At 66.9% G+C, this 24,530-nt stretch carries 26 protein-coding genes; all 26 read left to right on the top strand.

What is annotated here, in order from left to right:
- The first annotated feature begins 64 nt into the window (after positions 1 to 64).
- Positions 65 to 382, top strand: coding sequence for an HK97 gp10 family phage protein (locus ACTWOL_RS11845; protein WP_474296603.1), 318 nt, complete (start codon positions 65 to 67; stop codon positions 380 to 382).
- Between the two features lie 17 nt (positions 383 to 399).
- Positions 400 to 813, top strand: coding sequence for a hypothetical protein (locus ACTWOL_RS11840; RefSeq protein WP_474296602.1), 414 nt, complete (start codon positions 400 to 402; stop codon positions 811 to 813).
- Between the two features lie 153 nt (positions 814 to 966).
- Positions 967 to 1,464, top strand: coding sequence for a phage tail tube protein (locus ACTWOL_RS11835; protein ID WP_474296601.1), 498 nt, complete (start codon positions 967 to 969; stop codon positions 1,462 to 1,464).
- 13 nt (positions 1,465 to 1,477) lie between these two features.
- The gene (locus ACTWOL_RS11830; RefSeq protein WP_474296600.1) at positions 1,478 to 2,080 is read left to right on the top strand and encodes a hypothetical protein; all 603 of its coding nucleotides are present in this window, start codon (positions 1,478 to 1,480) and stop codon (positions 2,078 to 2,080) included.
- A gap of 333 nt (positions 2,081 to 2,413) precedes the next feature.
- Positions 2,414 to 7,219, top strand: a complete 4,806-nt coding sequence (locus ACTWOL_RS11825; protein ID WP_474296598.1) for a phage tail tape measure protein — start codon at positions 2,414 to 2,416, stop codon at positions 7,217 to 7,219.
- Positions 7,219 to 8,118 (top strand): phage distal tail protein, encoded by a 900-nt coding sequence (locus tag ACTWOL_RS11820; protein WP_474296597.1) that lies wholly within the window; start codon positions 7,219 to 7,221, stop codon positions 8,116 to 8,118. Before ACTWOL_RS11825 ends, ACTWOL_RS11820 begins: the two co-directional genes overlap by 1 nt.
- Positions 8,119 to 8,131: 13 nt before the next feature.
- Entirely contained in the window at positions 8,132 to 9,061 is a 930-nt protein-coding gene (locus ACTWOL_RS11815; protein WP_474296596.1) for a hypothetical protein, read from the top strand.
- On the top strand, positions 9,061 to 10,152 hold the full coding sequence (locus ACTWOL_RS11810; RefSeq protein WP_474296595.1) for a hypothetical protein: 1,092 nt from the start codon (positions 9,061 to 9,063) through the stop codon (positions 10,150 to 10,152). Before ACTWOL_RS11815 ends, ACTWOL_RS11810 begins: the two co-directional genes overlap by 1 nt.
- Before the next feature lie 2 nt (positions 10,153 to 10,154).
- Positions 10,155 to 12,446, top strand: coding sequence for a hypothetical protein (locus ACTWOL_RS11805; protein WP_474296594.1), 2,292 nt, complete (start codon positions 10,155 to 10,157; stop codon positions 12,444 to 12,446).
- A gap of 19 nt (positions 12,447 to 12,465) precedes the next feature.
- Positions 12,466 to 13,797 (top strand): glycoside hydrolase family 6 protein, encoded by a 1,332-nt coding sequence (locus ACTWOL_RS11800; RefSeq protein ID WP_474296593.1) that lies wholly within the window; start codon positions 12,466 to 12,468, stop codon positions 13,795 to 13,797.
- 67 nt (positions 13,798 to 13,864) lie between these two features.
- A complete protein-coding gene (locus ACTWOL_RS11795; protein WP_474296592.1) occupies positions 13,865 to 14,185 on the top strand; it encodes a hypothetical protein in 321 nt (106 codons plus the stop codon).
- A gap of 35 nt (positions 14,186 to 14,220) precedes the next feature.
- Entirely contained in the window at positions 14,221 to 15,072 is an 852-nt protein-coding gene (locus tag ACTWOL_RS11790; RefSeq protein WP_474296591.1) for a peptidoglycan-binding protein, read from the top strand.
- 25 nt (positions 15,073 to 15,097) lie between these two features.
- Positions 15,098 to 15,352, top strand: coding sequence for a hypothetical protein (locus ACTWOL_RS11785; protein WP_474296590.1), 255 nt, complete (start codon positions 15,098 to 15,100; stop codon positions 15,350 to 15,352).
- A 176-nt stretch (positions 15,353 to 15,528) separates the two neighbouring features.
- Entirely contained in the window at positions 15,529 to 16,092 is a 564-nt protein-coding gene (locus tag ACTWOL_RS11780; RefSeq protein ID WP_474296589.1) for a hypothetical protein, read from the top strand.
- 217 nt (positions 16,093 to 16,309) lie between these two features.
- Positions 16,310 to 16,654 (top strand): hypothetical protein, encoded by a 345-nt coding sequence (locus ACTWOL_RS11775; protein WP_474296588.1) that lies wholly within the window; start codon positions 16,310 to 16,312, stop codon positions 16,652 to 16,654.
- A gap of 23 nt (positions 16,655 to 16,677) precedes the next feature.
- Positions 16,678 to 17,769: an AAA family ATPase gene (locus ACTWOL_RS11770; protein ID WP_474296587.1), complete on the top strand. Its 1,092-nt coding sequence runs from the start codon at positions 16,678 to 16,680 to the stop codon at positions 17,767 to 17,769.
- 31 nt (positions 17,770 to 17,800) lie between these two features.
- A complete protein-coding gene (locus tag ACTWOL_RS11765) occupies positions 17,801 to 18,931 on the top strand; it encodes a PD-(D/E)XK nuclease family protein (protein ID WP_474296586.1) in 1,131 nt (376 codons plus the stop codon).
- A 77-nt stretch (positions 18,932 to 19,008) separates the two neighbouring features.
- Positions 19,009 to 19,989 carry a helix-turn-helix domain-containing protein gene (locus tag ACTWOL_RS11760; RefSeq protein ID WP_474296585.1) on the top strand — a complete coding sequence of 327 codons (981 nt, stop codon included), beginning with the start codon at positions 19,009 to 19,011 and terminating at the stop codon, positions 19,987 to 19,989.
- Positions 19,990 to 20,087: 98 nt separating this feature from the next.
- Positions 20,088 to 20,516, top strand: coding sequence for a hypothetical protein (locus ACTWOL_RS11755; RefSeq protein ID WP_474296584.1), 429 nt, complete (start codon positions 20,088 to 20,090; stop codon positions 20,514 to 20,516).
- Between the two features lie 78 nt (positions 20,517 to 20,594).
- The gene (locus tag ACTWOL_RS11750; protein WP_474296583.1) at positions 20,595 to 21,248 is read left to right on the top strand and encodes a hypothetical protein; all 654 of its coding nucleotides are present in this window, start codon (positions 20,595 to 20,597) and stop codon (positions 21,246 to 21,248) included.
- Entirely contained in the window at positions 21,248 to 21,400 is a 153-nt protein-coding gene (locus tag ACTWOL_RS11745) for a hypothetical protein (protein ID WP_474296582.1), read from the top strand. Before ACTWOL_RS11750 ends, ACTWOL_RS11745 begins: the two co-directional genes overlap by 1 nt.
- 4 nt (positions 21,401 to 21,404) lie before the next feature.
- The gene (locus ACTWOL_RS11740) at positions 21,405 to 21,560 is read left to right on the top strand and encodes a hypothetical protein (RefSeq protein ID WP_474296581.1); all 156 of its coding nucleotides are present in this window, start codon (positions 21,405 to 21,407) and stop codon (positions 21,558 to 21,560) included.
- Between the two features lie 59 nt (positions 21,561 to 21,619).
- A complete protein-coding gene (locus ACTWOL_RS11735) occupies positions 21,620 to 22,102 on the top strand; it encodes a hypothetical protein (RefSeq protein ID WP_474296580.1) in 483 nt (160 codons plus the stop codon).
- A gap of 70 nt (positions 22,103 to 22,172) precedes the next feature.
- Entirely contained in the window at positions 22,173 to 23,669 is a 1,497-nt protein-coding gene (locus ACTWOL_RS11730; RefSeq protein ID WP_474296579.1) for a DNA cytosine methyltransferase, read from the top strand.
- Positions 23,666 to 24,118: a hypothetical protein gene (locus tag ACTWOL_RS11725; RefSeq protein WP_474296578.1), complete on the top strand. Its 453-nt coding sequence runs from the start codon at positions 23,666 to 23,668 to the stop codon at positions 24,116 to 24,118. The genes ACTWOL_RS11730 and ACTWOL_RS11725 overlap by 4 nt, the downstream gene beginning before the upstream one ends.
- A 20-nt stretch (positions 24,119 to 24,138) precedes the next feature.
- Positions 24,139 to 24,528 carry a hypothetical protein gene (locus tag ACTWOL_RS11720; protein WP_474296577.1) on the top strand — a complete coding sequence of 130 codons (390 nt, stop codon included), beginning with the start codon at positions 24,139 to 24,141 and terminating at the stop codon, positions 24,526 to 24,528.
- The last annotated feature ends 2 nt before the right edge of the window (positions 24,529 to 24,530 follow it).

Below are 24,530 nucleotides of genomic sequence, written 5' to 3'. Positions count from 1 at the left end.
GTACAGCAACGCGCCTCAGATCGCAGCACTGTTGAATGCCCGCGCGGCAGCTACGCTCCCTGCGGTGGCCAGTGTCGTGCAGCACTACGCCATGCTCCTGGAGACCGCCATCAAAGCCAACGCGAGCGGTCGGCCGGGGCCGAACGCGCCGACGGGTGACTACCGTCGCTCGTGGACTCACGAGTTCAGCACCAGCGGCCTGAACGTTGAGGCGATCGTCGGCACCAACAAGCCGCAGGGCAGGCGCCTGGAGTACGGCTTCGTAGGGACCGACAGCCTAGGGCGGATCTACAACCAGCCCCCTTACCCGCACGTGGGGCCAGCGGTCAACCAGGTCCGTCCCGCCTTCCTGGCAGCGGTCGGAGCGGCGGTGGGCGACTGATGGCGGTATCCGGGCGAGTGCTCAGCCTCGCAGTCCAAGCGATGCTCGCCAGCGCCACGAGCCGGTCCTGCGGCTACGGGACGGCGCCCACTTCCAGCAGCTTCCCCACAGGAGCGGCCACCCCGTACAGCGTGCTCTACCCAGTCGGTTCGACCAGCGACGGCCCACCCTTCGGAGACGCCAGCGCGGATGCGCGAATCGTCTACCAGATCACATCAGTTGCCACCACCGCCGAGCAGGCGGAGTGGATGGCCGACAAGGTCCGTGCAGGCATGCTGGCCCGAACCGAGCTCGGCTACACCTACCCGATCACTGCCGCAGGCTACGTGGTCATGTCCCGTGAGCTGGACAAAGAAGAAGGCGTGGCTGTCGCCAGCGGCGTATACAGTTACGTTCAGCGGTTCGCGATCGAGGTCACCACCCTCGGCTAACCGCCGCACCTCACCGCGGAGGCTCATCGCGGACGCCCGACCAAGCATGTCGGCACGGGCCGATTCCTCAGACATCAGTCGTATCTCTGCGACGAGTTGGGGACGGGCCTCCGGTGCGCGCTCTCGGAGCCCTGTCCCCGGAGAGCGAGAGACATGGGCACCACACAGCAGCGGTTCATGCGCCGCGGCGTCACCAAGTTCTTCTTCCTTAAGACGATCACGGCTCAAACGAATATTCCGAGCCGCGCCGAGCTCACTGGGGCCAACGCGACAGCTCTGTCGGGTGTGATCAGCGACATTGAGGGCTGGGCACTAGAGAACGCGCCGATTGACACCCCCGACATGGCATCGGAGTTCACGAGCAACATTCCTGGTGAGGACAAGGCCGATAACAGCAGTTTCACGTTCTACGAGGACCGCGTCGACGACACCCTGGAGACTCTGCTGTTCAAGGGCGTCGCGGGCTTTGTGGTGATCCTCCGCAAGGGCGACGTCGCCGGAAGCAAGTCGATGGACGTCTTCCCGGTGCGGGTCGGAAGCCGCTCCGCCAGCTACACCACAGCCACCGAGCCCGCGAAGTTCAAGGTCAGCTTCGGCATCACCGACAAGCCCGTCCTCGACGCCGCCGTTCCGGCCGCCGCCGCAGGCTGACAGGGGGAGTCGCATGTCCACGATCACCCCGCCCCCGGAGGCTGTCGCCCGAGACCCGCACTGGTCCGCCAAGATGGCCAAGCTCCGGGCCCGGCAGCTTCCCGAACGCACCCTGTCCATCTGTGACGACCCCGCGCGCAAGGCCGACGTCACCGAGGCCGCGCTGGGCCTGGCCCGGGCCCGCACCGAGGCGCAGAGCGCATCGATCGAGCAGTCCGTGCCGGAAGACCAGCGCGACGAGTGGGTCCAGGTGCGTCCCGAGGTGCTGGCATCGGCCGGTGCTCTTGAAGACGCACAGCGCGCTCTCGATGAAGCAACCGTCACCCTCACCTTCCGGGCACTTCCCCGCCCAGTCTGGGAACAGCTGCTTCGAGAGCACCCGCCGACGGAGGCACAGGCCGACGCCGGCATGGAGTACAACGTCGAGTCCTTCCCGGCCGCCCTCATCTCCGCATGCCACATCGAACGCGGTGAGCAAGGCACTGAAGTCCCCGGCATGACGGACACCGACGCTCAGGAACTGCTGGACCTGTGGCCGGACTCCGAGGCCAAGGCCCTGTTCACCGCGGCCCTGCTCGTGAACCAAACGATGCGAGCGGACCTGGGAAAAGGCTGATCACCGATCCCGTCTTCCGCGCCGAGATGGAGCTGTGTTCGCAGTACAGCATTCCCCACAGCCAGCTCTTGGGCGCAGGGGAGGGCGGGTGGTCAGCACTCGACCGAGCCAAGGCCCTGGCATATCTGGTTTTCACCAAGGCCGTTTGCGACGGGTGCGGCACGCGCGCCGCCGAGTGGGACGAGGCGCTGGGCGGCGATCGGTTCGCGTACGTACCGGAGCCCCACCGCTGTCCCGGGTGCGAGCTAATCGAGATGGAACGGGAGCAGATTCCGGAGGGTCCGGAGGGGCGCGGGATGAAGATAGGGCTCAGGGCCCGGAAGGACTGACGCCGTGGCTGGCGCATACAACCTCTACGTCAACCTCATGGCCAATACCGGTGGCCTCACTGCCGGCCTTCGCGGTGCCGCCGGACAACTGCGTGGATTCGACCAAGGCTTGGCAGGGCTGGGCGCACGCCTGGGAACCTTGCGGACCGCGACCCATGCGCTCGCACAGGCTCAGGCAGCTGCCGCCGCACAGACGATCCGCTCGCAGGGGCAGGTTGCGCAGGCCACGCAGCGTGCTGCCGCCGCCCAGCAGACCGTGGCCCGCGCTCACCGGGCTCAAGCTCTCGCCACTTCTCTGGCCACCCGCGCCCAGGACGTGCAGACGGTGGCGGTGACGGCGGGAGAGCGGGCGGCTCGGGCTCAGGCCCTGGCACAGACCATGGCAGCGCGCGCCCAGATCACGGCCGGACGCGGTGCGCACGCCGCGGCACGCACGGCCGCCGCTGCCCAAGCCGCCGCTGGCCGTGCCACCCAAGCACATGCCGGAGCGCAGACCAGGGCCGTTGCTGCGCAGCACGCGGCGGCCAGGGCGAGCGGGCTCGCCCAGAGGACGTCCGTCGGCCTGGCCGATGCGGAAGCACAGGCCAGGAACGCCGTGGCAGCGAGGGACGAGGCGCAGCGCGCCGCGGCCCGCAACGCTCAAGCCTCCGCGCGGCAGGTGGCCAGGGCCGAGGCACAGGTAGCCGCGGCGGCGAACGCGCGCGCAGCGACTCTCGCGCAGGGCGGACTCCTCCTCGGTGCCGTGCTCGGCGTCGGCGTAGCGAACGCCATCCAGCTGGAGCGGGCGATGGCGAACGTCATGACGATCTCCCAGCAGATCACCAGCGACAACGTCGAGCAGTTCACCGATCAGATCGTCCGGCTGTCGACAGAACTCCCGCAGACGGCAGAGCAGCTGGCCGACGGCCTGTACCAGATCGTGTCCACCGGCTTCGATGGCGCGCAGGCTATGGACATCCTTCAGGTCGCGGCCAAGGGGGCCTCGGCCGGGCTGACGACGACCGAGACTTCCGCGAGGGCGCTGCTTGGCGTGTTGAAGGCGTACGGCATGCCCGCGTCGGCGGCCAGCGACGTCATGGACACGATGTTCCAGACCGTCAACCTCGGAGTCATCTCCTTCGAGGAGCTGGCACAGCAGCTCGGAGACGTCGTTCCCATGGCGGCTGCCGCAGGCGTCGAGTTCGACGACCTCAGCTCTGCTCTGGCCGCCATCACCCTCGCCGGTATTCCCACGGCAGAGGCCGCGACTGCGCTGAACATGATGATGACCCGGATGGTCAAGCCGACCCGGGAGATGCGCGACGCCATCAAGGAACTCGGCTACGAGTCCGTCGCCTCTGCCATCCGGCAGGACGGACTGTACGTCGTCGTCAACAAGCTCCGCGGCGTTACCAAGGGCAGCGCCGACGCCATCGCCAACATGTTCAAGGACATCCGCGCCACCCGCGCGATGCTCGCCTTGTCCGCAGCCGACGGCGACAACTACGCGTCGACCTACAAGGGCATCGCCATCGAAGTCCAGAGGGCTGGCGCGGCACAGAAGGCGTACGCCATCCAGATGGACACCACTGCTGGCCAGTGGTCCCTTTTCCGCAACCAAGTCACCGCGCTCGGCATCGATATGGGTCGCGCACTGCTGCCCGTGCTTCAGACAGTCGGGCAGTACCTGAACGTCCTCGCCGGTGCCATCAACGACCTTCCCGGCCCCGTGAAGTCGTTCGCGGGCGGTCTGATCGCCCTGGCTGCTGCCGGCCTGCTTGCGCGCGCCGCGTTCACCAAGCTCGGCGTACAGCTCGCCACATTCCGCACCCAGCTTGCTGCCGCTCGTACCGGCGGCGCTGTGCTGCCCGCGGTGCTGTCCGGTGCCGGACTCGCCGTCGCCGGCCTGACCGCCATCCTCGCGATAGGAGTCGCCGCCTACGCGGCCTACTCGGCATCCAAGCAAAAGGCCAAGGCCGCAACAGAGGAACTCGTCACCGCGCTGCGTACCGAGCGAGACGAGGGTGAGCAGGGAGCTGGTCTGCGCAAGCTTGTCGAGCAGCTCACCGACAGCGGCGACGTGCAGACACTCAAGGACGCCGGAGTCAGCATCGAGCAGGCCATCGACGCGCTGACCAGTGGGGGTCGGAAATACCAGGATCTCCTCGACGAGCTGAAGTACCGCAAGGCCGCCTCATGGGAGGTGGCTGGCAGCGCCTACACCTACGACATCTCCTTTGACGACGCTCGCGAGGTGCTGGAGAAGCAGCGCAAGGTGTGGAGCGATGCGGTGAAGAAGGAGTCCGAGCTCGCCGCGAGCATGGAGATCGTCAATTCCAAGATCAAAAAGAACCAGCTGGAGATGGCAGGTCTGTGGGACCTCACGGCGCAACTGCCGACCGACAAGAACGGTGCGCCGAAGTTCACCGAAGAGATGGAGGCCATGGGCAAGGCCCTGGCCGACATCGTGGACCCGGCGAAGGCGTGGAAGGCAGCGCAGGACCAGGTCGCCGAGGCCAACCGTAAGGCGGGCCGTTCCGCTGACGCGGCCAAGGCCAGCCTTGCGGACTACCTCGAGCAACTGCGTAAGCAACTGTCGGCTCAGCGAGACTGGCAGAAGAACCTTGGCCAGCTCGCGGCCGCTGGCCGCCTTGACCTTGTCGACCACTTCGCCAAGCTCGGTGTCGACGCTGCCCCCATGCTCGATGAACTGGTCAAGCAGCTCAGCAAGGGCAGCACGAACGTTGCCGACGAGCTGGAGAGCATCATTCAGGAGGGCGCGGCCCGCGCCACTCCCGCGTTCCGCGCCGGCCTGGAGCAGCTGCCGTCGATCGCCGAGAAGTACGGCAAGGAGATCGCTCAGGCTTGGGCCGACGCTTCAGCGACGAACAATCCCGGCAAACTCGCTGCGGTCATGCAGCAGATGGCACTCGCCGACATGGGCCGGGCGGCCAAGGCGCTGCCCGATGAAGCCCGGTCGACCATGCAGCAGGGCATGAAGCTCCTTGCCGACGTTGCTGCACGTGGCGGCAAGGACGCTGCTGAGGCACTGAAGGGCAGCCTGCTCAAGGGCGACCTGGAATCCGTTCGAACCCAGCTGCAATACACCTTCGGAGCGGACCTGCCCATCAAGGCCCCGGACCTTTCGAACATCGTCTCCGCGTTCCGCCAGGCAGGCAGTCAGGCCAACATGGAATGGTCCGGGGCGCTGTCTCTGATCCAAGTTGCCGCGGCAACCAAGGGAGCCGCCGCCGCTTCGGCGCTCACCTCCGCACTGCTGTCCGGCGACATGGCCGCCGTGAAGGCAACACTAGATGCCATCGGCCTCTCGGTGCAGAACATCCCCGGACAGAAGAACATCAGCGTCAACGTCACCGCGAACCAGCCCCCGCCCGTCGTCGTGCCCCTGATCCTTCAGCGCCGACCCAGCGCCTGGGACAAGGACGCCAACGGCCTTCCGGACACAATTCAGGCACCGTCACGGCAGGCGAACGGAAGCGTGCTGTCGTTCTTCGCCAACGGCGGCGTGCGCGAGCAGCACGTCGCACAGATAGTCCCGGCCGGCTCCTGGCGAATTTTTGGAGAGCCGGAGACCCACGGGGAGGCGTATGTACCTCTCGCCGAATCCAAGCGCCCGCGCTCCAAAGCGATCGTGGAGGAAGTCGTTCGGCGCTTCGGAGGCGATGTCGCCTGGTACGCCAACGGTGGCCTCACCGGCTTCCAATACGAGGCTCCCGAGCTGCTCTCAATGTCCGGTATCGCCAGTGACTCGAAGGACAAGGAGGGCAAGTTCTCCCTCGCGGCCTTCTCCAAGAACCTGAACCGGTCCTCACGGATCGCAAGGCAGTGGCGCAAAGACCTGGACACGGTCGCCCGCCGAGCGGGCCAGGACGTGGCAGACGCGCTCGCGGACATGGGCGAGGACGGCGTGACGCTGACCCGCAAGATGGCAACTGGCAGCTCCAGGTACGTCCGGCAGATGGCCGGCGACCTCCGCAAGCTGGCCGAGGCGTCGAAGGCCACCCTCGCGTCCTACACCAGCCAGCTGAGGCAGGCGGTGAAAGACCAGACCGCGTTCGAGCAGAACCTGGCCCGGCTCGCTGCCAACGGGTACGGCGACCTTGCCAAGATGCTCGCCGAGCAAGGAGATGCTGACGCCGAGGCTCTGGCCGCTCAAGCGGTCCGGGACAAGAAGACAGCGAAGGTCGCAAACGATCAGGCCCGTGCCGCAGGCCGTACCGTTCCGGACGCTGACCTGCCCGACCTTGTGGCCGTCATCGCCGCAGTCAAGAACAGCAAAACGGGCGTCCACCAGGTCGCCGAAACCACTGGCCTCGGTGAAGACCGCGTCATCGAGATCGCCAACCTTGCTCTCGACCGCATCCGCATGGCGCTCGGTGCGAAGGGCGCCACGTTCCTGTCCGACGTCACCAAGGCCAACAAGGGCCTGGCATACGAGTCAGGGGGAATCCTCACCCCAGGCCTGTACGCCACGAGCAACGGCATCGTGCGCTTCGGCGAGCCATCCACCGGAGGCGAGGCGTTTATCCCCCTCGGAGTCGGCAAGCGAGGATCAGCCACCACCGTCCTCGCCGACGTCGCCCGCCGATTCGGCTACCGACTCACCCTAGCGACAGCGGCTAGCCCGCCCCGCCTCGTCGAAGCCCGCCCCGCTGGGAGCGTCCAGGTCGTCGTCGTCCGCGAGCAGCCAAAAGCCCTCATCGAGCACATGCCTGTCACCGTGCACGCCCGCACGCAAGACAGCGCAGGCGAGTTCGGCGCGGAAATCATGCGTCGGCTACGCAATGCACAGCGAGGAGGGCGTATCTGATGGCGACCCTCAGCCAGGACTGGCAGATCGACTTCGCTGGTCTCCTCCTCGGTCCCCAAAGCCCCTACATGGTCGCCGACGTCACCGGCCTGGGATCACCCGAACTGCGCACCCAGGATGTGGACAGCCCTGTGGACGACGGCGCCTATCCCGGCGTGGACTATTACGGTCGTCGCGTCGTCCGTATCGAGGCTGCTATCCGTACGCCCGGTGACCCGGCCGCCGCTGCAGATGCGCTCGCTCGGCTGCACGAGGTCGCGGCAGCAACGTCCGTACGAAAGAAGGCCGGCGCACTCGCCGTGCTGCGCCTGAAGTGGCCCGGCCGCGACGTGCGCCGGCTCTACGGGCGTGTCCGCAGAGCCGACGCAGTCTCTACCGCGCAGACCATCTTCGGCTGGGTCCCGCTGGAGCTGGAATTCGCTGCGACCGACCCACGCTTCCACGACGACGCGCGGCAATCGCTGATCATGCCGCTGGACATCTCGCAAAACGTCCCGGGCTTCAAGGCACCTTTGACTGTCCCGATCACCACGGGAGTCGCCAACCCGGCTACTCGGCCCGGCTGGGTCACGAACACCGGAGACCTCCCCGCCTGCCCGTCGATTCGCATCACCGGCCCCGTAACCAACCCACGCCTGTGGATCGTCGAAACGGGGTGCTCGCTGGAACTGTCGATGACGCTCGGTGAAGGCGAAACCGTCGACATCGACACCCGGCCCGGCACGCGCTGGGTCCTCCGCAACGGCAGCGGCAACGCGCACTCCGCCTTGACCGCAAGCTCTCGACTCGACCTGTTCCAGATCCCGCCCGGCCGCTCCGAGCTTCGGTGGACAGCCGCCGACTACACGACTACCTGCCGTCTCGCTGTGTCGTGGCGCGACGCCTACACCGCCCTGTGAAATGGAGTACCCCATGGCGCTGATCCAGCCCCCGATGATGGTCCACGGCGGTACCCACCCCGCCAGGGCGATGCGCATGATGATCCGAGACCTCGCCCGCGGCAGTTCCGGCGTGACCGAGGGCAACGACCTGAAGGTCAACCCCCTCACTACTCCAGGTGCTGGCGTCCGTGTCGGCGACGGCTCGGGCATCGTGCGCGGCGCCAGCTGGGGTCAGGGCAGCTACACCCAGTACAACGTGGGAGATGCCACGGTCCCCATAGCGCCAACAGGAGCCTCCGCCCGATCCGATCTCCTCTGCCTGCGGGTGGAAGACCCCGAATACGAAGGCACACGCAATCCGGCGAGCCAGGACATCGGCTACTTTCACGTGATCAGTGGCGTATCCGCAAACGCCGTCACGCCACCGGCCGGAATGACCGCAATCCCACTCGCGCGGCTCGACATCCCGCCCAACACGGCAACCATCACCGCGGGAATGATCAACGACTTGCGAGTCATCGCCAATCCGAGACGCACTCGCAGCCTTTTCACCTCGTTCCCCACCGCTTCGTCGACGCTGGGCTACTCGGACAACAAGTGGCACACCTGGCCGACGGCAGCACGATGGAACATCGCCGTACCGCCATGGGCGACCCAGGCGAAGCTGATCACCATGGTCGCCGGCCTCGCCCTGAAGCGCGCCGACGTGTTCGCTTTGATGCGGAACGTCATCGGCGGGGTCACCAGTCAGCACATCGCCATCGACGACGACCAGGGCAGCGGCAGCCGCCGAAACACCGTCATCATCGCCGACACCCTGCCCATCCCCACCGCGATGCGCGGCGCGAGCGTGCCCGTCTACCTCGACACCTACATGTACAAGAGTGAGACCGGCGATCTGGTCGTTGATGGCGCCACGAGTTTCACCCTCGACGTGGAGTTCACTGAGGGCATCGTCTGATGCCGTCGTACCGCTACCTGACACAGCACGCCCTCACCAGCTCGATCCTGGCCTTGGACCTGCCCCTCTCACAGGTCGACTTCGGGCCAGAGCTTTCCGGTTCCGGCTCGCTGACCGCAGTCGTTGAACCACGTCTTGCTCACCTGGCACGCGAACAGCTCGACCCCGGGACATCACTGATCTTCGCTGAGAGGGACAACAGCCTGCTATGGGGCGGAATCGTGTGGCGCGCGGATCCAGAAGGCCAGCAGCTTCGCATTGAAGCAGCCGGTTTCGGGTCGTACCCCCACCGACGCCACGACCTCCACGGAAACCTGGGCGGTCGCGGGCCCTACGTGCACACCGACCCTTGCAAGGTAATCCGGGACGTGTGGGCCTACTGCCAGGAACAGCCGGACAGCAATCTGCGCGTTGCCGTCGACGCGACCGCATCGAAGGCCACCGTCGGCACACCTGCCGAGCCATACGCCGTCGACTGGTGGGAGGTACCCACTCTCGGTTCGGTCATCGACGACATGACGGCGGTCGAGAACGCGCCAGAGTGGACTGAGGCGGTCAGTTGGGGTGCCGACGGCAAACCGACAGTGCGAATTCGACTCGGCTGGCCGCGCCTGGGGACGAGACGAACGGACATCGCCTTCACGAGCGGCATCAACATCGCTTCGGCTGTACCGGTCGAATACGACGCTGACTCCTACGCCCAAGTCGTCATCGCCCTGGGTGCTGGGGAGGGTCGCAGCCGCCGGCGGGCTGTGGATGCGGTGCGAGACGGCCGGCTTCGTCTTGAGCACGTCGTGGAGATCCCTTCGGAGAAGGGCAACGACCGCCTGGCTGTACGGGCACGAACCGAGCGCACCGCCCGCCAGGTGATCGGGGAGGTGACCGAGGTGGTGCTGCGTGATCACCCAGCTGCCCCCATAGGCAGCTTCCAGATCGGCGATGAGGTGCGGCTGCGCCTGCACGACCAGTGGACTGACTTCGACGGCTGGGCGCGGATCGTCAGCTGGCGGATCAAGCCATCGACCGGCGAAACCCAGGAGCAGATGGTCGTCCAGCTTCAGCGAGCGGACCGTTTCACGTACGGAGGCTGACCTTGACCGACATTATCCGCCAGTTCGCTGCCCGGCTTGCTCAGGTCGAGCGGCAGCTGGCACGGACTCGCACAGCGCAGCTTGCCTACAGCAGCATCGAAGGCGGCGCGATCAACGTGTACGACGATGATGGCGGTATCCGAGGGGTCATCGGACAGCAGCCTGACGGCACGACCGGGGTGGTCGTCGTCAACGGGCCGCCGCCGCCGACACCGACGGCGCCGGTGGTCGAACCGGTGTTGGCAGGCCTCAAGGTCACGTGGGACGGCACATTCACCAACACGCTAGCCGCGCCGCTGGACCTGTCGCGCATTCAGGTGCACCTGCTGGCTTCTGCCGAAGCCGTACCGGATGTCCGGACGCCGACGGCGACGGTCGAGTCCGCCTCGGGCGCCACAGTCACGATCGCGCTGAACGACTACCACGACCTGTGGGTGCGGCTTATCGCGATCAACACGTCCGGCATTCCCGGACTGCCGTCGGCCGCGGCACGGGCGGGAGCTCGTCGAACGCAGCCTCGAGACCTCGGAAACGGCACGGTCCAGCAAGGTCACATCGCAGCAGGGGCAGTGATCACACCGCACCTGGCTGTCGGCTCGGTCACGCCGGACCGGATCGCCGTCGGGCAAGGAACCAATCTGATTCCCGACCCCGGTTTCGAAGGTGCCGCCAGCGCCAATGCCGTCGCCGCGGCCGGCTCGGCCTGGTCCTTCGCGCCGGGCAACCGGACGGGTGTCGGTATCAGGGTGGACTGCACCGCGAAAGCGCCGACCTACCGCACGCTGCCCTTGGCGACCGTGCCGGTTCTGGCTTCCTCGCAGCTCTTTCTGGGGATCGATGTCCTCGCCTCCGAGGATCTGGTCGCCCAAGCGGTCAAGATCTTGGCGCGTTGGGAGGACAGCACGGGCAAGGCGCTGGGGTACGGCGTCGCTGAGCTGACCGCGCCCGAAGCAGGCGCATGGCGCCGGATCACCGGTCAGGTAGCAGCCCCGCAGGGCACCACACAGGCTGTCCTGTGCCTGGAGGCCTCGGCCGCCAGCCGGGGGTGGGTGGTGTTCGACAACGCGGAGGCGCACACGATCTTCGGAGACGCTACCGGCGGGGCGCGCGCCGAGATTAGCCCTCGAGGACTGCGTCTCTTCGACGAAGGCGGTGACGAAGTCGTGTCGCTTGTGTCAGGGCAGGCCAACTACCTGACCATGCGAGATGGCGAAGTTCGGGTCGCCGCGATCGGATCGACCGGTGACGCCTCGTTCCAGAACCTGCACGTGGCCGGGAAGGTCACCATCGGCGGGGACGACCTTGCCACCTTGAACAGCGGGCCGTGGGGTCTCGTAGCCGTCGGCTCGACCACTCAGACCGTCAAGACAACCAGCGGCACCGAAATGGGCTACGTCGAGATCGCCTTCGACGCCGTTTCCGACCGCATGTACCGGATCGTCTACGTAGGGGCAGCGGAGTGCTCACCTGCCGGCGGCTCAGTCGCTCTGCGATTGCGTACCGGGCACGCCGCCGCGCCGCTGGTGTCCTCCACCCAGCTTCAGGAAGCCCGGTTTCCGCTCCCCGACGCCGTTCGTCGACAGGTGCGGCTGGAGTTCACGAGCCCTTGCGGCCCCAACGACCCCATCCGTCCTGGCCGCAACAGGCTCCTCCTGACATTCACCAGCGACAGCGGTGCACCAGCCGGACAGCAGATCTCGCTCGTTGGAGCCGTGGGTCGCCCCGGCCAGTTCTCCGTGCACGACATCGGCGGCCGTGTGCTGGACACGAGCGCCTACAACACCGGCGGCGCGATCGTCCCGGACCCCCCGGTGAAAGTCACCCGCACATATAAGGCCACTTGGTCGGGGAGTTACGCAGGCAGGTCCGGCTACAACGCTTACTACGGCAACCAGATGGTCGGCGGATACTACTCGTCCAACCACGGAGTACAGGCTGCCCTCGTAGGGTTCGGCGGTACCCTCGCTGCCGACCTCAACGGAGCGAAGCTGCTAAAGGTCGAGGCGTATCTCTACGCCAATCACTGGTACTTCGCGTCAGGTGGGACAGCCGTTATCAAGGCTCATGGCCACGCCGCGCGACCTGCCAAATTCACCTGTGACCCCGAGGCCAGGACGATCACTGGCTGGGCCCGAGCCTGTGGACGGTGGATCGATATCACGGACATTTTTGACTCGACGACGTTCAGAGGCCTGGCCATCGACCCGGCCACGACGAACCAAACGTCCTACGGCCGCTTCGACGGGGTTGGGATGTCTCACCCCCCGCAGCTGCGCATCACGTACATCAAGTAGCAGAGAGGAAAGACGACCTGTGGCCGCCCTCTACGGAGACCTCGTCACCAACGGACACTTCACTGCCGGCACCACGGGCTGGTGGTACGGCGATCCTGCCATGGTCAGACTGGAGGCCACCGGCAATGGCGCGGAGGCGTCCGCTACCACAGAGGCCGTCGAGCTATGGGACGCCGTCTTCGGACAGGACGGCATCGTGCTGCGCGCCGGCAGCGCCTACACGTTGTCTTTCACAGCCCGCGCCAGCCAGCCAGGCACCTCACTGCGCGTGTACGTGGGACTCGGTGCCGAGCCCTGGACCGAAGCCCTGAACCGGATGGTGAAGCTGTCCACGGTGGACACGCACTTCGTATTCAGCTTCAGCTCGCGTATCGACAGTCCGGCGGGACAGATCAGCTTCCAGTTCGGGCAGGGAACGGCCGTAACGATCTTTCTGACGGAAGTCCGGGTGACATGCTGCACGGCCCGTGAGGGCTTCTACGTCGATCCGGAGTCCAACGCCGCCAAGTGGGTCGCCGCGAATCCGCAAGACCCTCGGAGTGGCATCGTGAGACGGGCCCTGGCAGAGCGCCCGACCGCCAAGTGGTTCGGCGACTGGAACCGAAGCATCCGGGAAGAGGTGGATGCGTACGTGTCAGCCGCCGCGGCGGCGGGGCATCTGCCTCTCCTGACGGCTTACAACATGTACAACCGGGACAACGGCGGCCAGTCCAGTGGTGGGGCGCGATCCGCGGAGGCGTACCGGGCATGGATCGACGCCTTTTGCGCCGGTATCGGTGACAGGCCTGCCGTTGTCGTGGTTGAGCCAGACTCCCTCGGCCAACTGGGGCGCCTTGCCACCGAGGCGGCGCGTCGCGAACGGTCTGCGCTGGTCGCCTACGTGGCCACGGCGCTTGCGGCCAGACCGTTGGTGCAGGCGTACCTTGACGCAGGCAACGCCACATGGATTGCTGCCCAGGAGATGGCGGCACGTCTCGCGGGTGCCGGGGTGGATGCCGTACGCGGGTTCGCCGTGGGTGTCGCGAACTTCGACGCCACCGACATCTCGTGCACCTACGGTCAGCAGGTGGCGAAGTCCCTCGCCGCCCTCGGCGTCTCAGGTGCGCGGTTCGTCGTAGACACCTCGCGAAACGGCCACGGCGCGTTGGACGAGAGGGGGCAGCACGTTGACTTCTGCAACCCGGGGGGCCGTCGACTTGGCGTGCCGTCGTCGGTAGGAGTGGGAGGCGCGGAGTTCCTGCTGTGGATCAAGGCTCCGGGCGACTCGGATGGCCTGTGCGGGACGGCCTCCACGGTTCCGGCGGGCACTTTCTCACCGTTCCTCGCTGAGAACCTCATCGCTGGAAGGTAGCGTCCCGCCCCTTTCGTCAGCCGCCGTACACTGATCACTGGTGCGGGAACACTAGTGGAGGCTCGACGTGACCGCGCCCACCCAGGACCCAACACCGTGGGAACTGCTGCGTGCCATCCAGCAGCTTCGCGACGACCTGCGGTCCGACTTCGGGGCCTTCAATACCCGCATGGATCAGACCGTCACGAAGGACGTGTACGCGGCCGACCAGCGCGCGGCCAATCTGCGCATCGAGGGCCTGGAGGGTGAGGTGCGAGCCCTCAAACAGCAGCACGAAGACGAACAGCAGGAAACACGCACGAACCGCCGACTTGCAGTGTCGGCACTGCTTGCACCGATCGTGGTGGCAGTAGTGGTCGCTGTACTGACGGCAATGTTTGGTCTGTAGCACCCATTTGGCGCGGGGGAGAAGCAGGACGCGCCATGCCCGACATCTGGTTGCCCGGCGCCGAACGACACCCGCTCGGCGACACGGCACCGACCGACACCCAGTACCCGCCCAAGGTGCTCTGGCACATCACTTGGGACAAGAATGCGACTGCAGCCAAGCCGGCCGATCTCGTGCCGTTCGACGATCTGGTCCGCTACTTCACTGGAGCAGGGCGGGCGTCCGCGCCCCATCTGCTTTGGGACCCGTTCACCGGCAGGATCGCTCAGTTCTATCCGGCGAACTCGCGGAGCAAGAGCGTCGTGGACTCGCCGGGCGGCACGCGCACCAACCGGGCCGGACGGGTTGTGCTCCAGGTCGAGACGCTCTTCTTCCCGTACTGCCGGGTCGACGGCAAGTCGTACGCGACCGTCCGCGATACGCCCGCCAAGGGGCTCGACAAGATCCTGGCCTGGGCACGTAGCTGGGGTGTCCCCGACAACTGGCCCATGGGCAAGCCCACGTGGCAAGCGAACCGCAGCGAGCGGGTGTGGGGCTCACAAGGTGGCCACTATGCGCATGGGCAAGTTCCGGAGAACGACCACAACGATCCTGGCCCCATGCCGGATTGGCCCGCAGCCGGCGGGAAGCCCAAGCCAACGCCGACTCCGCCCCCCTTTCCCGGTAAGGGTGCCTTCGGTCCCGGCAAGGTCAATGACTCGATCCTGCTCCTGGGCCGACAGCTTGTGAAGAAGGGCTTCGGTTCCCATTACAAGGTCGGGCCGTCACGCGACTGGGGCGAAGCAGACCGTCTCAACGTTCAGGAATTTCAGCGCGCTCAGAACTGGAGCGGTTCCGACGCGGACGGCTACCCCGGCCCCGAGACCTGGCGACGACTCTTCGCCTGATCGCCACTACCGAGAAAGGCACGACGTGAATCTGTACGCCTCCCTCCTCCGCACTGGGATCCCCGCCTTCGTCGGGTGGCTGCTGGCCCTGTCCACCCGATACGGCCTTGACCTTGACTCGACGGCACTCACCGGTGTTCTGACGCCGGTCTGCGTCTTCGTCTATTACGCCGTGTTCCGGCTGGCAGAGAAGTATCTGTCGCCACGGTTCGGTTGGCTTCTGGGCTTTGCGCGCCCCCCGGAGTACCCGGACCGTCGGCGTTCGCTGCGGTTGCACTGATCCGTCAGGACAGGAAGAAGGCCCCCGTCTCGCGACGGGGGCCTTCGACCTCTTGGAAGCACTCACACTACCGGGTATCCGGGGGATACGGACTCCGCTCCCATGCTGGTTACAATCTATATGCGGAGATGCCGCGAGCGGGAGGCAATGGAGTGGCAGGGGATCAGAGGCCAACGGTGAAGAAGCCGTACCTGGCTGGCGGGGCCGAGTTCGCCGCGCTGTACGACGTGAAGCGGCTCCAGGTCAGTCAGTGGATCAGTCGTGACCACACGCTCGACTACGGATACGCCAAGATCATCAGCGGGTCGCCCTACTGGCTTCTCCAGTTCGTGAAGGGCTTCGGCCAGACCACCCCGCGCACGAAGCACCTCAACGAGGTCGAGCTTGCCCGACTGGTGAAGGAGCAGGACCCCGGGTACTGGGTCGGGCAGGTCGACCAGCTTCCGCCGCTCGTGGGACAAGCTGAGCTGGTGGCGTTGTTCCAGTTGCCGTCCGGCGCCCTGCTGAGGAAGGCGATCGGCACGGGCCGCTTCCGTCCCGCCGACTACACCCTGTCCGGATCGCCGATCTGGCTCCTTGAGCCGGTAGTGGAAGACGCGGCCGCGCTCAAGGCCGGTGCGCGCGGGGTTGAATGGGCGATCGACGAAGAGGTCTTGGCTGGGCTGCGTAATGGCAGCTATGACGGTCCCGGGTCCAGGATCGTGCCTCGCGGCAAGGCCGCTGGTCAGTCGTCCAAGTAACCGCAGGTCAGGGTGACTTGTTCTTGATTTGACCCCTGATTGCCTATAGAATAGAAGCGCGTCCGAGGGGGCGCGTGCTTCTTTGTTTCGGAGGTGTGATGCGGTGCTCCAGGGGGCCGCCGGATCGTCGCCGGTGGTGTTGTCGATCGACAATCAACCCTCCTCAAAGATAGATTCCAACACTCTAGAGTGTCGGTACTATCTTTGAGGGGGAGCCTTGCTGATCGAACAGCCGCCGCTGTTCGGCACCATCCAGCCCGTTCGCCACCCCGCAGACGTCAGCGATTTGACCATCCAGGAGCGGTTCGAGGCATTCCACGCCCTCAACCCCTGGGTCCTCAGGGCGCTGACCCGGATGACCGCGGACTGCGCCGAGAAGGGGTTCGCCCGCATCGGCATCGGGATGCTCTTTGAGCTCCTGCGCTACCAGTACGGCGCGGCGACCCGAGGCGACGAGTTCGCGCTGAACAACTCCTACCGCTCCCGGTACGTGCGCCTCTTGCTCATCGAACACCCGGAGTGGACCCAGCTTTTCGAAGTCCGGGCCCTGCGCGCGGACTGACCACGACCTCTTGGAGCCAGATCGTGAACGCATCTGCGGGCGCCGCAAAGCCGCCTGCCATCAAGCTAAAGACCCGCAAGCCCACCGGCATCGTCCCGTGGCCCCTCCTGCTCATCGAGGGTGAGGAGGGCGCCGGCAAGACCTACTCGGCCGCCAAGTTCTCCAGCAGCGACCGCATCGGCCAGATGTACTGGATTGACCTCGATGAGGGGTCGGCTGATGAGTACGCGGCCATCGAAGGCGCGAACTACCTGATCATCGAGCACGACGGCACCTACCGAGACATCCTCGAACAGGTCGAAGCTGTGCATGCCGAGGCGCGGCGGGCGGCGGCAGCCGGGGAGCCACCGGTCGTTCTCACTATCGACTCCGGGTCGGCCCTATGGCGCATGCTCACCAACTGGACGTACGAGCGGGGTCGCCGGACCAGGAAGAACCGGTCCCTGCTCCAAGAGGACCCGGACGCCGCCTACGACATCGGCAGGAACCTGTGGAATGACGCGTTGGAGCGGTGGAACAGGATCATCTACCTGCTGCGCACCCTGCCCGGCATCGCCATCGTCCTGGCCCGCGGCAAGCAGGTCAGCGCGACGGACGACAATGGCCAGCCGATCCAGAACAAGAGCGAGTGGAAGGTCTCAGCCCAGAAGGACCTGGGCTTCGACTCCACCTGCTGGGTGCGCATGAAGCGCAACGCCGACCCGCACATCATCAAGGTCCGGTCGCTGCGCATGCGCGTCGAGCAGAAGAAGCCGCTGACCCTGAGGAACTTCAGCATCGAGGACCTGGTCTTCAACGGGCTCGGTTGCTCCGTCGAGTCCCAGCCACGTGTCATGCCCGCGCTCGTCGCTGACCTGGTGCAGCCCTGGCTCACCCGCATCGCCGAGCTCGACGACAAGGAAGCCCTTGGCGCGCTGTGGCGCTCCGTCCCGGACCCGGCCAACCGCCTCAGTCGTGAGGAGATCGCCACCGTCCGGGCCGCCGCCGAGCAGAGGGCGGCCGAACTCGACAATCCGCGCCTGGAGATGGGCGAGGGACCGCTGACCGACGCCGACAAGCTCCGCGCCGCCGTCAAACGCAAGGCCGCCGCGCAGGACGCGGACGCCGAGCAGTGACCGGCCCGCAAGCATCTCTTGGAGGACTCCCATGTCCGTAGCCACCATCGTTGATGGCGTCGCACCTTCCATTTGGGACGCCGCACACCACGTCGACGCGCGCCGCCCCCGCTCCGTTCAGACCCAGCTCGGGGCGTCCGACACCGTGTGCGGCCGACGCGCCGCCTACATCCTGCACGGCGTCACTCCGACCGACCACGCCGACAAGCGCGCCGCGATCCTCGGCACGTTCATCCACTTCGGCCTGCTGGAGTCGGCGCGCACGGAGTACGGATGGCTGGTCGAGCGCAGCGTCCAGGACGACCTGATCCGGGGACACGTCGACGTCGTCCAGCTTGACGCGGCGACCGCCGATCGCCTGCCTGCCCGGCACAGACCGGCGATACCCGCAGACGTGCTCACCGTGGAGGACGTGAAGACGAAGTCCACCTACTTGTGGGACCGCGTCCTCCGTTACGGCGCCACGGCCGCCGAGCTGCGCCAGGTCCACCTGTACGCGGGGGCGCTGCACGAGGTCGGCTTCGAAGACGTACCGGGCCAGCGGTACCTGTCACGCCTGGGCCCGCTGAGCATCGGCCGCATCCGCTTCCGCTTCATCAACCGTGACAGCGGCGCGGAGCACATCCAGGAGATCGACTTCGACCCCCAGCGGGCCGCCGAGGCCCAGTGGTGGGTGGAGCGCGTGCGCGAGACCAGTGACCCCGAAGAGATGCCGCGCGACTTCAATGGGCCAAGCCTGGATGCCATCTGCGACTACTGCCCCTTCCGCTCCCTGTGCTGGCCGGGGGCGGCGCCGGGTGTACCGGAGCAGACGGCGCTCATCCACAACGACGCCGACCGGGAGCAGGCACTCATCGACTATGTGAAGGGACACGAACTCGCCAGCGAGGGCAACCGGATCAAGACGTTCGCACGCAAGAAGCTGGACCAGTCCCCGGCCGGGATCTACGGCCCGAACAGGCTGGCGTGGCGCGGCGGGAACGACGAGGAGAAGGACGATGTGGAAGCGATGGTCGACCTCCACGAGATCGCCAGCATCCCCGTACCGATGAAGCCGGACGCGGACCGCATGGTCAAGAACCTCAAGGCCGCCGGGCTACCCGTCCCACGGCGGAAGACCGGGAAGAAGACAGCGCCGGTCATCAACGTCGGGCCGGCCTGACCCGAAACCCCTGACTCCTCAGCCCCGCCCGTGAACGACGGGCGGGGCGCCCCGTCCTGCACCGCCCAAGGGGAACCGTGTCCATCCAACTGATGATCGCTGCGGCGTATCTGCCGCCCGAAGTGCTCAGCCAGAGCCAGAAGCTCGCCCTCATGAAGATCGCCGACAGTGCGGACGACGAGACGCGCCTCGCGCGACCCGGCCTCACCCGCCTCGCCGCCTGGGTCGGCGTGACCGACAAGCGCGCCATCACCATCGTCACGGAGCTGATAGCCAAGGGACTCGTGGAACGCGTCGAGACCGGCAAGGCGGGTCGATCTGCCGTCTACCGCGTCTTCCCGCTCGGCGTACCGCCCACGCCGACCACACCGGACCTCAAGGCGGCTGCCGAAGCCCGCAGGGCCGCCCCCAAGAACCCCCGCAAGGCCCGGTCCGGAGTGCTGCGTTCGGCTCCAGCCAAGCCCGCGATGACGTACCAGGACATCGAGGCCCGTGAGGTCGAGCGTCAGCAGAAGGCGGAAGAGCCGCAGGTGGAGGCAGGGTTCCACGGGGGGAACCCTGGGGAGAGAGCAGGGTTCCACGAGGGGAACCCGGGAGAGGCAAAGGGCCGGGTTTCACCGGTGGAACCCGATGAGTTTCACGCGGGGAACCCAGTGGGTTCCAGCGGTGAAACCCCTTCCTTTCCTGGTTCTTCCTCTGTCCTTCCTTTCCCCCCTACCCCCACGGCTGACGCCGTAGGGGAGCCTGCGCCCGCTCCGACACACATCCCGACGCCGGACCGTGATGTGCCGCAGAGGGGCTGTGCGCGACACCGGGGCCGCCCTGCTGCTTCCTGTCGTGGGTGCGGCACCAACCCGCGCGCAGCGCGCGAGAGGGAGCGGGAGGAGGCGAAGGCGGTGGAGCACCAGGCGCACGGTCGTTTCTGGGAAGGGTGGCGCGAGGAAGCGGCCAGCCGCCGTCAGCAGTTCGAGGAGAGGACGGATTCGGTGGATTCCGCCCGCAGGGCTGCGCGTGAGGCGGTACGGGAATCCAAGGCTCGCAGGCAGCAAGAAACTTAGACTCCCAAACGAATATTTCGCCAGGAATCTGGACATGCCTGGAATTGCATATAGAATAGAACCAGAAGGGGAAAGGCCCCTCGGATTGGAAGGACGACATGAGCTACCTGCCCATGCTTCGCCGCGCGCACAAGGGCGCGATCGTGCTCGACGACAGCGCCGCCGCCCACGAGCGGATCCGCACACTCGCCGACCTGTACCGCGAAGACCCCGAGGGTGTCGGCGACATGCTCATCCGGATCGCCGACCTCAAGGATCAGGCCGAGCGGGAGCGCGACCTCGGCGGGCTCGGTCACGCGGAGCATATGCGGGACGGCATCGTCACCGAACTCCTCAACGAGATCGGCGGCGCAGAGATCCACCTCGACCCGCGCGACAACCACCACGCCCTCATGCAGGCGCGCAGCCTCGCCTTTCAGGCGCAGCGCATCGCCGATTCGGCCCGGCAGCGCGCCGACGGGCTGGCGGTCCTGGCTGCCGTCGCCCGTGGCGCGCGGGAGGAGCGCCGGAGGCCCCCCGTCTGCTGACCGGTGCGTGTTTCAATTCATTCCAAAATAGATCCCAACTCTGTACTGTTGACAGGCATAAGACTCCTTGGAGAGACCGTGAGCAACGACCTCGCGCAGATGGCCCCGACGCCCGTGCACAGCAACACCGACGACCCGCTGTGGCGCAAGCTGTGGAACGCCTATGAGCCGGTCATCACCGCCCTGCGGCGCATCCCACTCGTCGTCGACGTCGAGATCTCCGGTTGCATGCTTGGCATCACCGCGCAGCTCACCGACGGGTCGCACTTGTGGATCTCCTCGGTCGAGGAACTGCCCCTCGACCCCTCGGAGGTCGAGGGCTGGCACGTCAGGCGCGCCCACGAGGACAACCCGACCGTCGATGAGATGGTCTACAACTCCACCGAGGACGGCGAGCACTCGCAGCACGGCAACAACGCCGTTCCCCTCGTCCAGGCGATCGCCGTCTTCGTCGCTGAGCGGCGTCTCGCACCCAAGCTGATCGACCTCATGTCCGTCCAGCTCGACGGCGTGACAAAGGACCACGGGCGTATCAGCAAGCTCGTCCAAGGGCCCTTCGACGACCGCCACGCGGCGGTCAAGGAGTACGGCTACGCCACCCACGACCTCGAGCAGCGTGGCTGGCGGTGCGTCCACGAACAGGGGGGCACGGACTGGCCGCTCACCGTGTGGGAGCTGAACGGTGAGGTGGCCACGGTCTACCTCGCCCACGTCGGCCAGGTCACCGCCTGATGCCCGGCACGGCCACAGGTCAGCCGAGCACGGCCGAGGAGACCGCCAAGCACCCGTGCACCTGCGTGATCGCCCACGTGCAGACCGGCGAAGAGCGAGCCCACGTGCAGGCGACGCTGGACAACGCGCTGACCCGCGCGACGAGCCGGTGACGCGATGACCGCCATCTTCGCGCTGCTCGCGCTCGCCGTCGGCGGGGCCGCCGGTCTCGCCGTGATCGTCGTCGCCGAACTGCGCTGGGAGGCCCGCAACCGGCTCCCGCGGTGCACCACCTGCGTCGAACAGCACCGCCGCCACGCCGCCCACCGCTGAACACTGTCCGGCCCGCTCGCCCGGGGCCGGACAACCGCAGACCTCTTGGAGACCACCCCGTGGGATACGACATCTACATCCAGGCTGCCGACGGCAAGCTGGCCGAAGGCGACGAGAACTACTTCCGCCTCGGGTACTTCGAAATGCCGCGAGTCCTCGACGCAATGGCCAACTTTGGGATGCTCACTGAGCTGCCCGTTCCCTCCGCGCCGACCCTGTCCGCCTACGGGCTGACGGTTAAGGACTTCGCGCCCGGCGCCCAGCCCGCTCAGGCGATGGCCAACCGCATCGCCGAGTTTCGAGCCGCGTACCAGGCAGTCTTGGACGCTGCGGAGTCAGCGCCGACCGGCATCCCGGCCTACAAGCTCAAGTTCAACGACGGTTTCCTCACCACTGTCGCCGAGATCAGCGCCGCCCTGTCCGCCTACGAGGCCCACCCCCACGTGGACATCGCCGAGATGCCCATGGGTGATCCGACATGGCGCTACTGGACTGCCTTCCTGCGTCGCGCCCAGACGCACGGCGGCTTCCGCACCTACTGATCCCGGCGGTCGCCCGGCCCCGCACGCCGGGGCCGGGCGATGCAGACCTCTTGGAGAACCAACCACCACCATGGCCAAAGTTATCGACCTGCTGTGCGGCGCAGGAGGCAGCAGCACCGGGCTTGTCGAAGCCGGCTACGAACTGATCCTCGGGATCAACCACTGGCAGCTCGCCATCGACACGCACGCCGCCAACCACCGCAACGCCGACCACGCCTGCATCGACATCTCCGGCTTCCCGATGCGCTACCTGCCCAACGCCGATGTCCTGTGGGCGTCGGTCATCTGTACCGAGATCAGTCCCGCGGGCGGGCGGCGGCGCGAGACCCACCAGATGGACCTGCTCGATCTCATCGACGAGGGCGAGGACTGGGAAGCCCTGACCAAGGACGCCTTCGAACGGACCCGGGTCACCGGCTGGTGCGTCGTCCGAGCAGCCGAAGCTAAGCGGTTCAAGGCCATCGTCGTGGAGAACGTGGTCGAGTTCGGTCTCGACTGGATCCTGTTCCCGAAGTGGCTCGAAGCGATGGAACTGCTCGGCTACCAGTACCAGATCGTCTGCGTCAGCAGCGCCCACATCGGCGACGACGTGAATCTGCGCGCCCCGCAGTGGCGCGACCGGATGTACGTGGTCTTCACCCTCAAGACCATGTGCAAGCCGGACCTTGCGCCCAGGCCCCTCGCGCCCTGCCTGGACTGCGGCGAAGACGTACACGCCATCCAGTCGTGGAACGTCGCGGGCGTAAGGATCGGGAAGTACCGGCGCGACTACATCTACCGCTGCCCCAACAGCCGCTGCCGCCACGCCATGGTCGAGCCCTACGTCCGCCCGGCCAGCGACATCATCAACTGGGACGACCTCGGCAGGCGCATCGGCGACCGCAAGAAGCCCCTAGTGGACACCACGATGGACCGCATCCGCGCGGGCCTCCTCAAGTTCCCCTACCGTCCCAGCTCCATCACCCTCACCCACGGCAAGGAGGGCGGCGACCGGGCGTACGCCGTCGAGGACCGACCCCTGCCGACCCGCACGGCCAAGCAGGGTGACGCCCTCCTGGTACCGACCGGCGGCTCGTGGAACACCGACGCCGTCCCCGTCGACGTGCCGCTGCGCACCCGCACTACCCGCGAGAGCGAGGCGCTGCTGACGGTGGACCCGTTCATCGTCGAATTCCGCAACCACTGCACCGCCAGCCCCGCGGCCAATCCGCTCAGCGGAGTGACCGCGCAGGGCAACCACCACGGCCTGGTCACCCACGCCGGCCAAGTGCCCGAGCGGGCGAGGAACACCCTCGTCGTGCCGTACCGCAAGGCCGCAGTGAAGACGGCCGCCGAACCCGTCCACACCCTCTCCACGCGCGACTCGGCCGCCCTGGTCCGCTCCGCCCCGGACATCAACGACTGCTACTTCCGGATGCTCAAGCCCCGCGAACAGCTCGAAGGGCAGCGGTTCCCCGCGAAGTACGTCGTCTACGGCAACCAGGCAGAACAGACCATGCAGGCAGGCAACGCGGTCTCGGTCAACGTCGCACGATGGATAGGCCAGCGATTGGAGCCCGTCCTGTGACCGGATCCCGCAGCGCGCTGCCGGGCACACACGTCACCGACCACGCCCCCTGCTGGGGCGATCCTGACTTCGCCGTGGCGGACAACCGCTGGAAGACCGGCAAGGACCTGGTCGCCATCTGCGAACCAGTCCTCTACGTCTGCGGCGGCTGCCCCTACCGAGCCGCCTGCATTCGGCAGGTCCTCCCGGCCAAGAACGACTTCGACGGCGTCTGCGGCGGGCGGATCTGGCTCAACGGCGTGATCGTCCATGCCCTGCCGGACGCCGACCCCGCCGAGCTGCCGCCGGCGGTCATCCGCAAGGCGTGCGGCACCGCCGCCGGGTCTCGCGCCCATCGGCGCGCAGTCGAGCAGCAGTGCCCGCGGTGCCAGCCCTTCTACCGGCACGGCCCCAATCCGCTGGACGACGAGGACGACGCGCAGCAGCTCGAGCTTCCTGACGTCGCCTGAACCATCAAGGAGAAGGACGCATGCCTTACAACCGACCGATGCGCGAACTGCTGGGCCCCGTAGCGGCCGTGGCGCTCATCGCCCAGCTCAACCCCGACCTGCCCGCGCCGGGCATCGAGTTTGCAGCCATCTTCCACGACGGCGTGGAGTACGGCATGGGAGTCCGGCTGCACATGCACCAGCCTCCCGCCGGTGTCTACGAGCGGTGGGCACACCTAATCGGCAGCAACGACCCCGACTCGCACACCCTCCCGGCACCGACGCCGCAGGGCAACCTGTGCCGCCGTACATACGGCAGCTATGCGGACATCCCCGTGGAAGCCCTCGCCCACCTGCCCATGGCCGTACTCGACGCCGCACCTCCGGCCGCCAGCCACTGGGCTTTGGCACTCGGAGCATCTACAGCCTGACC

It is taken from the genome of Micromonospora sp. IBHARD003, from assembly GCF_056106285.1.
The sequence above is the reverse complement of the archived record's forward strand: the minus strand, read 5'-3'. Positions and strand labels throughout refer to the sequence as shown.